The sequence below is a fragment of the Cycloclasticus sp. P1 genome, assembly GCF_000299965.1.
Lineage (GTDB): Bacteria > Pseudomonadota > Gammaproteobacteria > Methylococcales > Cycloclasticaceae > Cycloclasticus > Cycloclasticus pugetii.
Genome location: NC_018697.1, coordinates 830,196 through 845,585, shown reverse-complemented (window position 1 = coordinate 845,585; position 15,390 = coordinate 830,196). Strand labels below are relative to the sequence as shown.

16 protein-coding genes are annotated in these 15,390 nt (G+C 40.7%); 3 read left to right on the top strand and 13 right to left on the bottom strand.

Annotation, left to right across the window (positions count from 1 at the left end):
• The first annotated feature begins 40 nt into the window (after positions 1–40).
• From Q91_RS04090 to Q91_RS04080, 3 genes are all read left to right on the top strand, one after another.
• Positions 41–1,507: a NarK family nitrate/nitrite MFS transporter gene (locus Q91_RS04090; RefSeq protein WP_015005620.1), complete on the top strand. Its 1,467-nt coding sequence runs from the start codon at positions 41–43 to the stop codon at positions 1,505–1,507.
• Between the two features lie 18 nt (positions 1,508–1,525).
• A complete protein-coding gene (locus Q91_RS04085) occupies positions 1,526–3,229 on the top strand; it encodes a bifunctional protein-serine/threonine kinase/phosphatase (protein WP_015005619.1) in 1,704 nt (567 codons plus the stop codon).
• 224 nt (positions 3,230–3,453) lie between these two features.
• Positions 3,454–4,128, top strand: coding sequence for an NnrU family protein (locus Q91_RS04080; RefSeq protein WP_015005618.1), 675 nt, complete (start codon positions 3,454–3,456; stop codon positions 4,126–4,128).
• 25 nt (positions 4,129–4,153) lie between these two features.
• On the opposite strand, the gene Q91_RS04075 is transcribed toward Q91_RS04080, so the two are convergent.
• The 13 genes from Q91_RS04075 to Q91_RS04015 all read right to left on the bottom strand — a co-directional run bounded on the left by Q91_RS04075 (position 4,154) and on the right by Q91_RS04015 (position 15,351).
• Entirely contained in the window at positions 4,154–5,875 is a 1,722-nt protein-coding gene (locus tag Q91_RS04075; protein ID WP_015005617.1) for a bifunctional protein-serine/threonine kinase/phosphatase, read from the bottom strand.
• A 63-nt stretch (positions 5,876–5,938) separates the two neighbouring features.
• Complete coding sequence (locus tag Q91_RS04070) at positions 5,939–6,748, bottom strand: formate/nitrite transporter family protein (protein ID WP_015005616.1); 810 nt, start codon at positions 6,746–6,748, stop codon at positions 5,939–5,941.
• 35 nt (positions 6,749–6,783) lie between these two features.
• Positions 6,784–7,227, bottom strand: a complete 444-nt coding sequence (gene cynS, locus Q91_RS04065) for a cyanase (protein WP_015005615.1) — start codon at positions 7,225–7,227, stop codon at positions 6,784–6,786.
• Between the two features lie 618 nt (positions 7,228–7,845).
• Positions 7,846–9,594, bottom strand: coding sequence for a Na(+)/H(+) antiporter subunit D (locus Q91_RS04060; protein WP_016389578.1), 1,749 nt, complete (start codon positions 9,592–9,594; stop codon positions 7,846–7,848).
• Positions 9,578–9,865 carry a hypothetical protein gene (locus tag Q91_RS04055; protein WP_015005613.1) on the bottom strand — a complete coding sequence of 96 codons (288 nt, stop codon included), beginning with the start codon at positions 9,863–9,865 and terminating at the stop codon, positions 9,578–9,580. Before Q91_RS04055 ends, Q91_RS04060 begins: the two co-directional genes overlap by 17 nt.
• A 12-nt stretch (positions 9,866–9,877) precedes the next feature.
• Positions 9,878–11,353 carry a monovalent cation/H+ antiporter subunit D family protein gene (locus tag Q91_RS04050; protein WP_015005612.1) on the bottom strand — a complete coding sequence of 492 codons (1,476 nt, stop codon included), beginning with the start codon at positions 11,351–11,353 and terminating at the stop codon, positions 9,878–9,880.
• A 10-nt stretch (positions 11,354–11,363) separates the two neighbouring features.
• Positions 11,364–12,854 (bottom strand): monovalent cation/H+ antiporter subunit D family protein, encoded by a 1,491-nt coding sequence (locus Q91_RS04045; protein WP_015005611.1) that lies wholly within the window; start codon positions 12,852–12,854, stop codon positions 11,364–11,366.
• Positions 12,851–13,207 carry a cation:proton antiporter subunit C gene (locus tag Q91_RS04040; RefSeq protein ID WP_015005610.1) on the bottom strand — a complete coding sequence of 119 codons (357 nt, stop codon included), beginning with the start codon at positions 13,205–13,207 and terminating at the stop codon, positions 12,851–12,853. Before Q91_RS04040 ends, Q91_RS04045 begins: the two co-directional genes overlap by 4 nt.
• Before the next feature lie 7 nt (positions 13,208–13,214).
• On the bottom strand, positions 13,215–13,667 hold the full coding sequence (locus Q91_RS04035) for a Na(+)/H(+) antiporter subunit B (RefSeq protein WP_015005609.1): 453 nt from the start codon (positions 13,665–13,667) through the stop codon (positions 13,215–13,217).
• Complete coding sequence (locus tag Q91_RS04030; RefSeq protein ID WP_015005608.1) at positions 13,657–14,241, bottom strand: DUF4040 domain-containing protein; 585 nt, start codon at positions 14,239–14,241, stop codon at positions 13,657–13,659. Before Q91_RS04030 ends, Q91_RS04035 begins: the two co-directional genes overlap by 11 nt.
• Positions 14,238–14,573, bottom strand: coding sequence for a monovalent cation/H(+) antiporter subunit G (gene mnhG, locus Q91_RS04025; protein ID WP_041230487.1), 336 nt, complete (start codon positions 14,571–14,573; stop codon positions 14,238–14,240). The genes Q91_RS04030 and mnhG overlap by 4 nt, the downstream gene beginning before the upstream one ends.
• A complete protein-coding gene (locus tag Q91_RS04020; RefSeq protein ID WP_016389583.1) occupies positions 14,570–14,875 on the bottom strand; it encodes a monovalent cation/H+ antiporter complex subunit F in 306 nt (101 codons plus the stop codon). The genes mnhG and Q91_RS04020 overlap by 4 nt, the downstream gene beginning before the upstream one ends.
• Positions 14,872–15,351, bottom strand: coding sequence for a Na+/H+ antiporter subunit E (locus tag Q91_RS04015; protein WP_015005605.1), 480 nt, complete (start codon positions 15,349–15,351; stop codon positions 14,872–14,874). Before Q91_RS04015 ends, Q91_RS04020 begins: the two co-directional genes overlap by 4 nt.
• Between the last annotated feature and the right edge of the window lie 39 nt (positions 15,352–15,390).

The following is a 15,390-nucleotide window of genomic DNA, read 5'->3' as shown; positions in this document are numbered from 1 at the left end:
TGCTCTTACCCTCACAATCTATTGAAGGAGACACATTGCAATGTCGCAAAAACTAAATTTATTATCGTTCAAAGGCAATATTCGTATTTTACATACAACTTGGTTTGCCTTTTTTATCAGCTTTATGGTGTGGTTTAACCATGCCCCATTAATGTCTGTTATCAGAGATGTCTTTAACTTAACAGCTCAAGAAGTGTCAGTTTTACTCATCCTGAACGTTGCATTAACAATCCCTGCACGCATTATTGTTGGCATGATGGTGGATAGCTTTGGCCCTCGCCGCATGTTCTCAGGCATACTAATATTCTCTAGTTTTTTATGTTTATTTTTTGCTTGGGCACAAACTTTTGAACAACTTGCCTTAGCTCGTTTTTTACTGGGTTTTGTTGGCGCAGGTTTCGTTGTTGGTATCCGTATGATCGGCGAGTGGTTCCCCGCTAGACAAACTGGTATCGCACAAGGTATCTATGGTGGCTGGGGTAATTTTGGCTCGGCAGGTTCCGCCATGGCTTTACCCGCTTTAGCTTTATGGATAGGCGGTGAGGATGGCTGGCGTTATGCATTAACAGCTACCGCAGTGATCGCTTTTTTCTATGGTATTTTTTATTATTTAAGTGTCACAGATACACCAAAAGGTTCAACCTATTTCAAACCTAAAAAAGTAGGTGGAATGGAAGTCACCAGTAAGCTTGATTTGACGCTTTACTTAATAATGAGCATGCCCATTTATGGTGCACTCGCATTGCTCACATGGAAACTCTCTCCAAAGGGTATGGGCTGGTTAAATGAGCAAGTAGTCATTATCACCTATGCATCCATTGCCATTGTCTACCTGTATCAAGCGATGCATATTATTAAAGTTAACAAAGATATTTTCAGCAAAGAAGTGCCTGATTTATTTCGCTATCAATTTAAACAAGTTGCCATTTTAGATCTTGCTTATATGGTGACATTTGGTTCTGAATTAGCCCTAGTCTCTATGTTGCCATTATTCTATATCGATATGTTTGGCTTATCGCCTGTAACAGCTGGGCTACTAGCCGCCATTTACCCTGTGATGAACTTAATAGCTCGACCTGGCGGCGGTATGATGAGTGATAAAATTGGCCGCAAAAAATCACTTGTTATTTTGTTTTCAGGTATTAGCGTTACCTTTTTATTACTCGGTCAAGTTAGTGAAACATGGGCTGTACCGTTAGTTGTGGCATGTACTATTTTATGTGGGCTATTTTCTAAAGGCGGGTCTGGTGCAGTGTATGCCATGGTGCCTCTAATTCAACGTCGTATGACTGGCCAAGTCGCTGGTATGGTGGGCGCTTACGGCAATGTAGGTGGCCTTATATTTCTAACTGTTCTTTCTTTTGTTTCTCCGCAAGTCTTCTTTATGGTGATTGGAGGAACAGCCGCCACCGTTTTATTATTTATGTTTATTTTCTTAGAAGAGCCTAAAGGACAAACAGCCGAGGTGCTTGAAGATGGTACAGTAGAACTTATCGATGTGACATAACCCATCAACACCACTAACATGCAATCAGAATCGATTATAGACCTTGGTCAATCATCCGATAAAGGCCTTAAAACGGACAATGAAGACAGTTATGGTGTTTTACTACCTGAATCACCTGTTTTAGAGCAAAAAGGGGTGGCTGCGGTTATAGCTGATGGTGTTAGTGGCTGTGAGGCCGGTAAACTTGCCAGTGAATCTTGTGTAAAAAGCTTATTGGGTGATTATTACTGCACACCTGACACTTGGACGGTTAAAACCTCTGTTCAAAAGGTTTTAACCGCTACTAACCGTTGGATGTTGGGGATGGCACAGCAAGGTGGTGCTAACCAAAAAGGCTTAGCCACTACTATGAGCGCCTTAGTTGTTAAATCTTCCACCGTGCATTTATTCCATATTGGCGATACACGTATTTACCGAATACGCGATAAGCAATTGGAGCTACTCACGGACGATCATCGTTTCTGGGTATCCAAAGAAAAAAATTACCTCACTCGTGCAATAGGCATTGATCTACATTTAGAAATTGACTACAGCCATTTTCTATTGGAAGAAGGCGATACTTTTTTATTCACCACGGATGGTGTTCATGAGTTTGTCAGTGACAACATCATGCTGGCACAAGTAAATAATAATACCGACAATTTTGACCGTGCTGCTCGAAACATTACTGATCTTGCAATGAAAAATGGCAGCCATGACAATGTCACCTGCCAAATTGTCAGGTTTAATCAACGACCACACGTTAATGAACAGGAAATATACCGTAAATTAACTGAGCTACCTTTTCCTCCTGACTTAAGTGCCGGCATGACCTTAGATGGTTACCGAATTGAGCGAGAACTACATGCCAGTAATCGTACACAAGTGTATCTGGCAACAGATATTCAAACACAACAGCAAGTTGTTATTAAAACACCGTCTGTTAATTATGTAGATGACCCTACATTTTTAGATATGTTTGTGCAAGAAGAATGGATTGGCCGCCGAATTGATAACAATCATGTTCTAAAAATTATTGAACAAACAAGGACACGTCGCTTTCTTTATTACGTCACCGAATACATCGAAGGACAAACACTCAGGCATTGGATGAGTGACAACCCCCAACCCAGCTTGCACGATGTTAGAGGCATCGTTAGGCAAATTGCTCGAGGCCTCAGAGCTTTTCATAAAAAGGAAATGATTCACCAAGACCTGAAACCAGAAAACATCATTATCGATACCCAAGGCACCGTTAAAATAATAGACTTCGGCTCTACAAAAGTTGCCGGTGTAGAAGAAATAGCATCTCCCATTCAACGTTTAAATTTATTGGGAACTCAACACTACACAGCACCAGAATACCTATTAGGTCAGCCCGCTAGCTACCGTTCAGACGCTTTCTCTTTAGGCGTTATTACCTACGAAATGCTGACAGGAAAACTCCCTTTTGGGGAAAAATACGGTGAAAAAGCACTTAGTAAATTGCACTATATTCCAATATTAGAAATCGATACGGACATTCCACTTTGGATTGATGGTGCAATCAGAAAAATCGTCAACAAAAAACCTTCAAATCGATACGAGGAAATATCAGAATTTATTCACGACCTCTCACACCCGAATAAATTATTCACCACTGCCGTTCACACACCCTTAGTTGAACGAAACCCTCTCGCCTTCTGGAAGGCAGTCGCGCTATTAAGCTTATTCTCCAATGCAGCCCTTTTGCTCATAAAGTAAATCCATGTATTCATAACGATAACGCTTTTCGCTATCATCTTAGCGACCCTATATCACTAGCGTTTTCTTGATCTACATCCTCTCATGCCAAAAAAACTAGCTTTTTGAATTAACAATTACATAAATACACGACGCTTCGCAAAATTTTAAGTATGCTTTATGCTAGTTCGAATAACAGCCCATAGCTAAAAAGGGCGCTAATAACTAGCTGGAGGAGCAACCCCATGAACTCACTAACCGCGGCTTGTCTTTTTTTTCTTGGCATGCACTGGATTATTTCTGGCAGCCCCTTGCGTGCTCACATTGTTAACATTCTTGGCGAAACCGTCTTTAAGGTCTTATTCTCGCTGAGTATATTTATTGCTTTAGCTTGGATGGGGTTCGCCTATCAAAGCGCTCCTTATATTGCCACTTGGGGAACAGCTGAAGCCTTAAAACCAGTCAGCATTGGGCTCACCTTCTTTGCCTTTTTGTTATTACCAATGAGTATTTTTGATAAAAACCCAACCTTAATGGGGCTTGTTCCACCCGACCAAGTCACAACCCGTGGCATGGTACGCATCACACGGCATGCAGGACTTATTGGGTTAGGATTATGGGGCTTCGCTCATTTTATTGTCAACGGCGATTGGGCCTCCCACCTTCTGTTTGGAACAATTGCATTTGAAGGGCTTATTGCGCCTATGAATTTAGACCGTAAATACAAGGCCCGGTATGGTGAGTCTTGGGTTAAATTTACCGAACAAACATCCTATATTCCTTTTGTAGCTATTTTAAACAAACGTAATAAACTTGTTTTGAGCGAACTTAATATCTGGGCAGCACTAGCAGGTACCGCCATATTCTTTGCCGTTATGTACTTTCATCAAACATGGTTCGGCGGCTCCCCTTTGATTTAGCCTATACCAATAAACATAAAACCCGTTATTGGCTAAGTAAATATAAAACCAAGATCGTTAACATTAACGTGGTGCTCTTCCAAAAAAGCACAGGGTCACGCTCCATCAAAGGTGGACGAGTTTTATTTATAAACTCTTTATTTGGTTGTCGCAGGTCAAAAATAAACTCTGATAGCTCCCCATATCGCTTATAAGGATCAGGATGCACTGCCTTTTTTAACACATCGTCAAACCATACTGGAATCTCTTTTTCATCATCGAGCACCGTTTTATAATTCAATTTATTTTGCGCCGACTTGCTTTTACACCTCGCCACATCCACGCCATAAGGTAACCGACCTGTTAACATCTGATACGTAATAACACCTAAAGAGAATAGGTCTGAACGGCTTGTACCGCTTTGTCCAAGGAAATATTCTGGCGCAGTATACTGAGCAGTGCCGAGTATGTCGTCTTGCTGCCTTGAACTTGATATGTCCATGATGCCAGCCACCCGTGTCGAACCAAAATCAATAATCTTCACCGTCCCTGTTGAATCGATCATGATGTTGTCTGGTCTTAAATCTTGATGCAGCATCTCCAATCGGTGGAAAGCCCGTAAGCCTTTAGCAACCTGCTCAATAATGCCGCGTACTGTTTCTAAATCAGGCGTAGGATTATCTATCATCCATTGTTTTAAAGTCTGCCCTTCAATAAACTCCATTGCTAAATACAAGTAGTTTCGTTTGCGACTCTGTTTACAGGGTTTCAGCACATGTGCATTATTGATACGTCTCGCAATCCACTCTTCCATTGTAAAGCGCTCTAGATAAGCAGAATCATCTCTTAGATCAACGGAGGGCGTTTTAATAACAACCTGTTCTCCAGTGTCGTCATCAAACGCTAAATAAACGTGACTACGACTACTTTGATGAATAGCGCGAATAATTCTATACCCATCCATTGTCATGCGAGCATCTAATAACGGGGCAAATGGAAGCTCAGTAATGTGTTGGTAAAGCTCACTTGTCTCATGATCTGGTAGTGCATCAATACGAATAATTTGCGCCGTTAAATTATCATCGCTACCTTGTTCATATGCTGTATTAACAATAAGCTTTGCCGCCTCATCTAATTGATCGGCGTGCTCATTTATTGTATTAACGATAAACGCATCATTAACAAACTCATACACCCCGTCTGTTGCCAAAAAGAATGTATCACCTTCTGCCACAGCCATGCTTTGATAATCAATATCGAGTTGTTGCTTAACCCCCATTGCTCGGCTAAGGTAACTTTTACCCTCTGCTACCCATAATCTATGATCGTTGGTAAGCTGTTCTAACGACTGATCATTCAGGCGATATACTCGGCTGTCTCCAACATGAAAAATGTGTGCTGTTCTTGACTTAATAACCATGGCACTGCACGTGCACACATAACCACGATCTTTATTAAACCGGTGTGTACTTTGTTGGCTTTGGGCGTATAGCCAAGAGTTGGTAGCCCTTAGCACCCGTTCAGCTGATTGTTTAACAGACCAAGTCTCGGAGGTGCAATAATAATCCGAGATAAAACCACTCACCGATGATTCACTGGCAATATGGCTTACATCACTACTACTGATACCATCGGATAAAACAACCGCTATGCCCTTAGATGTTAGCATCGGCTCATCAGGAATATAAACACCATGAAAGTCTTGGTTTATATCCTTTTTACCTTTATCTGAATATTGACCTACGGATATGTTTAATCGATTTGTCATTTTAAATAAAGGCCAGCCTAAGCTTAGGCTGGCCTTGGTCCATCAGTTGTTTAATGGAAATGATTATATAGAACGATTTGGACTGGTTCTAACATGAGTGAAGTATAGTGGAAGCCCTACCAAGCACAAACCACCAGCTAGGTTGCCAAGTACTGTTGGCAGCTCATTCCAAACTAAATAGTCAACAAACGTAAACTCCCCACCCATAATCATTGAAAATGGGAACAGGAACATATTAACAATTGAGTGTTCAAAACCCATAAAGAAGAACAGCATAACAGGCATCCACATCGCTAACATTTTACTGGTAGCAGAAGTCGAAATCATTGCACCAACCACACCCATTGAAACCATCCAGTTACATAACATGCCGCGAATAAAAATCGTAAACCAGCCATCAACACCGTGTGTTTTATAGCCTAACGTTCTAGACTCACCAATCGTACTGACTTTGGCAGCAATAGCGCCTCCATCGACACTGTAGCCGTAGGTTAAGATAAACGACATCATAAACGCTGTTGTGAGCGCTCCTGCAAAGTTACCAATAAACACAAGCCCCCAGTTTCTAAATACTTGACCGATGGTGACACCTGGCCTCTTATCAATTAATGCTAATGGCACTAAGGTAAATACCCCTGTTAATAGATCAAACTTCATTAAGTACAGCATGATAAAACCCACAGGGAACAAAATAGCACCAATTAATGGAGACCCCGTTTTCACAGCAACCGTAATGGCGAAAATGGCGGCAAGCCCAAGAATAGCACCGGCCATAAAAGCACGAATAAACGTATCTTTTGTCGACATATACACTTTGGATTCACCAGAATCCACCATTTTTGTAACGAATTCACTCGGCTCTAAATATGACATTTTATATACTCCAGTTTTACAAATTAATTAAATGATTAGTAACTTTTATACGGAAGAAACTTCCCACTCATTACAATATTCACACGATCACCCAATGGGTCTGGTTCACGTTTAAGATCCATGCTGAAATCAATAGCACTCATAATTCCATCACCAAACTCTTCATGTATCAGTTCTTTAAACGTCGTTCCGTACACATTAACTAGTTCATAAAAACGATAAATTAAAGGGTCTGTTGGAACGGCTGTAGGTAAGGAGCCCTTATAAGGAACTACTTGTAATTGGGTCGTCGCATCAACAGGCAAATTAAGCATCGTACCAAGTGTCTCAGCTTGCTCTTTCGTTAATGTCATTTGCCCTAATAAAGCCGCCGTTGTCCATTCTTTACTCTTATCTATCGCTTTTGCTAACTCAGACCAGGTAAAACCCATGGCTGATTTTTGTAAGATAATTAATTCAGTTACCTCATTACGTGTCATTGCAAACTCCTTTATAAATAGTCTAAATAATGATTACCAACCTCTAGTGCTGTAGAATTAGTTTCACCACGTCGCACTTTAAGTTTACTTAAAGCAACTACAATGCCACCCTATTTTTTTTAACACCTTCTTATTAAAAAAGACTTTAGAATCAATCTATTAAAAATAAATATTTTTATACTTAACTCGAATAATAAATGTCTAAATAAATTTATTTTCAAATTTAAGAATCCATATACGCTACTGCACTATATATGCGCAACCTTCATCATGCAGCGCACCATAAATGTGCCTTATGTACAGTCTTCCACTTTAAAATCTGTGTTTTATAAATCGTCTTAAACGATATATTTAGGTAATTATTAGATACGGTAGGCGTAAGAAATGGGCCAGCGTATAACAAACAGCCCTATTAATTAACGAAATGAGTGAACACTCATCTACGTTATTATTTTTATAATACGGCACCTTGGCCTGTTGTGCTCACGATGAGACGCAAGTCAAAACTGCTGGGAAAAAACAAAACGATTAGAGTACAGAGAAAGTTTTCTACTGTGGGTTGATACCCTATGGCAATAGCAAAAAGACTTTAAGTTCTTGTTATAAGCCTATTAGCTGTTATTTAAAATAAATATCAGCTAATAGGTATCCACCTAAAATAACGCCAATCCACAACACCATACTTCCGGTTGGCCAGCTACTCGCTAAATGATATTGAGATAAACGACTGGCTTGAAAAGCCGATTGAGCACCTTCCCAACTTTGACGAAGAGTGGCTACTACAACACGGTTAAGCTGATCCAATAGTTTATAACTCGCCCTTGCTGTTGCAGGTAATAGTTTTCTATACGTCCACTCAACATCAATATTAACCGAGCGTAGCTCAGGTGGGTACAAGCCTTTTTTGTTTAACCAAACAAAGGCTAACGCAGAGAAAAAGAGTAACTGTAACTGGGTCAATACATGTGTCAAATCATACGGCCAATAATCAAATTTCCATGGTAATAACGCATAAAGGTATTGTGGCTGTGTACCAATAAATATACATAAGAAAGCCGCAACGCCCATTGCAATTAACATGTTAATCGGCGCCTCTTTAACCCTAATTCCCGAATCATGATGGAAAAAAGCAAAGTACGGTACCTTAATACCCGCGTGATGGAATACACCCGCCGCTGCAAACAATAACATCAACCAAACTACTTCATACCCTTCTTTCAGCACAGCAACCATGATTAATGATTTTGCAATAAAACCACTAAATAAGGGAAAAGCAGAAATTGAGGCGGCGCCAATAATACAAAATGTTGCTGTCCAGGGCATGCTCTTATACAAGCCGCCAAGATCTGAGCCTCTAATGTTAGCAACACGATACATGACTGCACCCATTGACATAAACAACAGTGATTTATAAATGATATGCGCGAAGGCATGTGCAACTGTGCCATTTAGCGCTAGAGCAGTGCCAATACCAACACCTACCACCATAAAACCCAACTGGTTAATCATACTGTACGCTAGAACACGCCTGAGATCATTTTCAACGACCGCATAGAAGATTGGGAAACAGGCCATTACAGCACCGATATAAATCAGAAGCTCTGTTCCAGGATACCCACGTGCTAAAGCATATACCGCAAGCTTAGTCGAAAATGCAGATAAAAAGACTGTCCCACTAGCGGTCGCTTCAGGGTAAGCGTCTGTTAACCAATTGTGTAAAAAAGGAAACGCACACTTAATACCAAATGCTAAAAATATTAACCAACTGCCGATACCATTAAGCCCAATATAATCAAAAGCCAATGAAGCATGTTCATTGTAATAGACCAAAGCACCCGCTAGTAATAACACACCAGAGGCTACCTGAAATATCAAATAACGCATGCCCGACTGAATGGCACGGTCAGTACGGTTAGCCCAAATCAAGAATACTGAACTTAATGCCAGGCATTCCCAAAAAATAAATAAACTTATTAAATCCCCTGCAAACACTGCCCCTAGCGCACTGCCTGCATAAAGTAACCCTGCCACCTGTTGCGTGGTATCCCGCACATGTAAGGCATACACGATGGCAATAAAGCTGGCAATATGAAATAAATAACCAAATAACAAACTCAACTTATCAACTCGCATAAACTCAAGTTGATACGTAAACACGGTTAATGGATATGATAATGCAGTGGCTTTGACTAAGGTATCACTTGCCTGCATTGGTACAAACGGTTGTACATCTAACCATAAATGTAAACCACCCAAAACCGGTGTTGCAAGTAGAATTATATTACGTACCTGACCACGCGTAACCAGCACCAATATCGCGGCAATAAAAAAAGGAATGAAGGGTGGTAAATTACTTATCCACATCATCTTTCTTTTCCTTCATTTCATAATAATCTTCATCCCTCATGAGTACCTTGCGCATTTCCTTAGAAATAAAAACTAGCAACACACAAGCCACAAAACCATATAGGGCATAAAAACCTGGAAAGCCTTCCCAGGGGTGAACGGTATGACGATGAACAAAGAAGTCTGCAATAAACAACCCTGCAGAAATGATATAAAAGCCTAATAACAGACGCGAAACATTGCGTGGGTTATCAAACAAGTAAGTTTTTTCATCTTCAATTTTGTTTGACATATTAAGTACTCTCTAACGACCCGTCGCTGCATCTACAGCGAGGTTATAAAATGGGTCAGAATAAAAAAACAAAACGATACAAGCGAGTGATGTAAACCCTATAGCCATTAACATACTGATGGGCGCCTCTTTTATCTGTGTATACACCACACCTTCTTTAGGTTTTGCAAAAAACGCACGCACTGATATTGGTAATAGATATGCGATGTTAAGTAATGAACTAAGCATTAAAACAGTTAACAATACCCATTGTTCAGTTTGCACCATACCTAATGCTAAATACCACTTACTCCACATGCCACCAAAAGGAGGTAGACCAATAATACTCAAACTGCCAATAGTAAATGCGGCAAAAGTGATCGGCATCACACGGCCTAAACCGTCCATATCACTAATATCCTTTTTATGCGCTGCTACTAAAATAGCCCCTGCAGCAAAAAACAAGGTGATTTTCGCAAATGCATGCATTGCAATATGCATAGATGCGCCGATTAAGCTCATCTCAACAGCCACCAGTGCGCCCAATACAATGTAACTGAGTTGGCTGATGGTTGAATACGCTAAACGTGCTTTAAGGTTATCCTTAGTCATTGCAATCAATGAGGACAATAAGATAGTTACTGCGGCAAACCAAATAAGCCAATCACTGGCTCCTGAGCTTGTAATAAAATCACTACCAAAAATATAAATCGTCACTTTAAGGATCGCAAATACACCCGTTTTCACAACGGCAACAGCATGTAACAAAGCACTGACTGGCGTAGGTGCAACCATCGCGGCAGGTAACCATTTATGGAATGGCATGATAGCCGCTTTACCAACACCGAAAACAAACAAGGCATACAGAATACCAGCATAGGCAGGATCTAGCTTACCAGCCAAAATACCGCCATCTTTAAAATCAAGCGTACCCGTTACTGACCAAGTCAGTAAAATAGCCAACAACTGAAAACCAATAGAGGTTCCCAAAAGAATACCCAAATAGATACGGCCACTGCGTTTTGCTTCTTTAGTACCCGCATGCGTAACAAGTGGATAGGTTGATAGCGTTAATATTTCATAGCAAAGAAATAAGGTAAACATATTGCCAGAAAATGCTGCCGCTAGCGTACTAGCAATGGCAATGGCAAATGCGGCATAAAAGCGTGTTTGGTTCTTTTCATGGTGACCTCGCATATAACCGATCGCATAAATGGAGGTTACTAGCCACAAAATACTCGCCACCAAGGCAAACAACATCCCTAACGGTTCTACTGAAAAACTAATATTGATGCCAGGAATCACTTCAAACACATCAAAACTTGGTCGCTCACCAGCGTTCACTTGGCCAGCAAGTGTCATCACTAATAGAGCAACCATCACGGCTGTAATGAGTGTTATTGCTTCACGAAGATTAGGTTTTTTACCCGCTAACACAATTAAAACTGACGCCACTAGCGGCATTAAGATAGCTAATTGGATTATTTGCTCGCCTGCTAAGCCGATCATTTATTCAACCTCATTCGCTAGCACCTGGAAGCAATAATTTAACCGCCTGCTCTGCCGTACCCACGGTCAGCTCAGTATTAAAACCAAAATACACATTAGCCAATACCAATACCCACATGGGGATTAGCATCATCAATGGTGCCTCTGTTGCACTTATTTGCCCTTGTTGTGGTTTATCAGCTACTTTGAAGTACAGTACTTCAACGAGCTTCCAAACATACACAACGGCCAACAACGAACCCGTTAAGATTACACCAACAATAAACCAATTCTGTTTTTCAATCGCCGCCAGTACTAAATACCATTTAGAAATAAAACCTGCCGTACCGGGCACGCCAATTAAACTAAGCCCGCCTATCACAATCGCCCCAAAGGTCCACGGCATTTGCTTACCTAACCCAGAAAAGTGCTCAAGGCGACTAGAACTGACTCTATAAACTAAGGTACCGATTGCCATAAATAAAGCTCCCTTCATTAAGGCGTGGTTAAATAAATGCACCATAGTTGCCGTAACACCTAGGACACTTCCTAAGCCTATACCCAGCATCATATAACCAATTTGAGCCACACTAGAGTATGCCAGTAAGCGTTTACTGTCTTTCTGGTAAATGGCATAAAATGACATCGATAAAATACCCATTACGCATAACAATATAAACAACTCATCCGCTGGTGTATTTTCAATAAACGAAAAGCCAAACACTGAAAATACCATACGTAACATGACATAAACTGCAACCTTTGTTGCCGTCGCTGCAAGAAAAACAGACACAACCGTCGGCGCATAAGTGTAAGCATTAGGTAACCAAAGGTGTAATGGAAACAAGGCTAACTTTAATGCAAAGCCCACCATAATAAATGCAAAAGCGGTATGAATAGTACGATGGTTATATAACTCTGGTAACCGTTGCGATAAATCCGCCATGTTAAGCGTGCCAGTCATCGCATAGAGTAAACCCACCCCAATAATAAAGAATGTTGCTCCAATCGTCCCCATAATTAGATATTGATAAGCCGCCGTCAATGCCTGACGTTGCCTACCCAAACTTATTAATGCATATGATGATAAAGACGAAATCTCTAAAAAGACAAACAAATTAAATATATCGCCTGTTTGCGCAATACCCAATAAACCGGTCAAACACAACATAAACGCCGTATAAAAAAGCGCGTGCTGCTTCTCTGGAATCTCCTTAATAACGCTTTTTAATGCGTAGGGTAAGGTTAGCGCAGCAATACCAGAAACCACCAAGGCAACCAGTGCATTTGCCGCATCAATACGGTATTCAATACCCCAAGGAGGAGCCCAGCCACCAAGTTCATAACTGATCGTATGCCCTGTGCTGACATTGATTAATTGCCAAGCCGCCATATAAAAAACTGACCAGCTCACTATCGTACTAACGGCCCAAGGCAAACGGCCATTTGGTAGCACCGCTATAATAGGTGCCGCCATTAAAGGTAAAACAACTAACAGTAGACTTAGGTGGCTTTCTATCATAATGATTGATCCTGACGATGAATATCATCTTCTTCGATAGTGCCATACGCTTCTTTGATTCGAATGACAAGCGCTAAACCCAAGGCAGTTGTTGCCACACCGACCACAATAGCCGTCAGAATTAATACATGAGGCAAGGGATTAGAGTAAAGATCGACGCCCTTTTCTATAATCGGTACCGCACCGCCTTCTACATTACTAATGCTGATATAAAGCAAAAAAACTGAGACCTGAAAAATATTCAAGCCAACAATTTTTTTTATCAAATTGCCATGACTAATAACGGTATAAAACCCAGCCATCATAATAACAATGACCAACCAGTAATTATAATGCCCAAGAATCATCTCCATAAATAACTTATTCCAATCCTGACTCAGGCTCTGATTTTAAGTTTGGTCTGCCGCGTTCAGCAAACGTAAAAAACATTAGCAACATCACAGACATTACGGTGATACCCACACCCAACTCAATGACCAAGATACCAAGATGCTGACCCGCTATTTGCGTAGCCCCTAGCACGCTGTATTCTAAATAATTACCACCTAAGATTAATGCCGCTACACCCGTTCCTGCATAAATTAATACGCCTAAACTGGCAAGAAGGCGAAGAACATACGGTGAAATCACTGCTTTTGCATTATCTACGCCAAAGACTAACGCATATAAAATAATTGCTGCGCTAAAAATCACCCCCGCTTGAAAACCACCACCAGGGCCAAAATCGCCATGGAACTGAACATAAAGTGCGAACAGCAAAATAAGGGGGATAAGGAATTTTGAAACAACCCGTAAAATTAAATTATGCTTCACCGTTATCGTCTCTTTTCTCTAATTGAGGTTTACGCCGACGGCCACCAATCAACAATAGTACTGCAATACCTGCAGTAAAAATAACAGTGACTTCACCCAAGGTATCAAACCCACGATAACTCGCTAGTATCGAAGTCACCACGTTGGGCACGCCTGTATCAGATAAACTGTTACCTAAGTAATAGGGTGCTACGTGCTGATTCGCCGGTGCTGCCAAATCACCAAATGCGGGTATATCCCATGTGCCATAAATTAATAACGCACCGGTAACTAACACCACCATGAAAGGGAGCCATGGGTTATGTGTTGCTCGTTTTTCTTCTTTATTAATATCTTTGGGTGAGTAGGTCAGCCCGAGCGTTGCCAACATCAACACCGTCGATATACCAGCACCCACTGCAGCCTCAGTAAAAGCCACATCAGCGGCATCCATAACCACAAACAAACCAGCTGATAGAAAACTAAATCCAGCAAATAGCATGATGACCGTAAATATACTTTTCAGACGAATAATCGCAATCGCATGGATGGCAATAAGGCTGAGCAATATAATATCAACAACATTATCTATCATTCATCACCCAACTTGCTTGAATCCGTTGTGTCGTCGTTTGAAAGTTTAGGTTTAAGCCCACCCAACATAGCCGCATTAGCGAGGGAATGTGAGGCAGTAGGACTAGTAAAAAAAATAAACACGAAAATTAGAAATAATTTAAAACTGGCTATTGTTAAGCCTGCCTGAAAAGCTAACCCTAATAAAAAAAGTCCTGCACATAAGGTGTCTGTAATACCAACGGCATGAAGTCTTGTATAAAAATCAGGGAAACGCAGTATACCGATACCACCAACAATACCCAGAAAACTACCCAATGCTAAACAGACCCAGCTGAGTATATCCATCATCATTTTTCTTTCATCTTCTGTTCGTTATTAACTACCGTCTTACCTTCAGTATAAAAATTACCCTGCTCAATTAATTTTAAAACAGCAACCACGCCAATAAAGTTAATCAGCGCGTAAACCAACGCAATATCAAGCAAGTCATGTCGATCAGTCAAAAAGGCATAGACAGCAATTAATAAAATTGTTTTAGTGCCCAACATATTCATTGCCGCAATACGGTCATAAACCGTTGGCCCCAGTAAAGCTCTTACCAAGGGCAATAAAATAACAACTAAAATGGCGAGTGTTGCGGCAGCGTACATCATAAAGTGTGTTCTGGCATATCAGGAACAGCCTTGGCCATCTCACCCGATTTTAAATGAGCAGCGCCTTCTTTACTTAACGCATGTACTTCAATTTCATCGTCTGATAACTTCAAGGTCACAGTGCCTGGTGTCAGCGTAATCGCGTTAGCATAAATAACTTTACTTAAGTCAGTTTCTTTACTGGCGCGAAGTGTAACAACTTGCGGACTAATATTAACAGGCCCAAGCGTCAGAATCCGTTTCGCCACATCAATATTAGATTTAATAATTTCCGCTCCCAAGTAAAAGTAATAATGTAACAAGCGTAAACTTAGATGAAAAGGGTAACTTTCATGATCAATAATATCCATTCGCCTTGCAAGATAGACACTGATCACCGTAGATAAAACACCTAACCCGATCAACAACGTTTCGGTATGCCCTGAGAGCATAAACCAGAATATAAAAATTGTACTCGCTACAACCACTGTTCTCATTATTTTAACTTTCCATGTACCTTAGTTTTAGAAACCTCA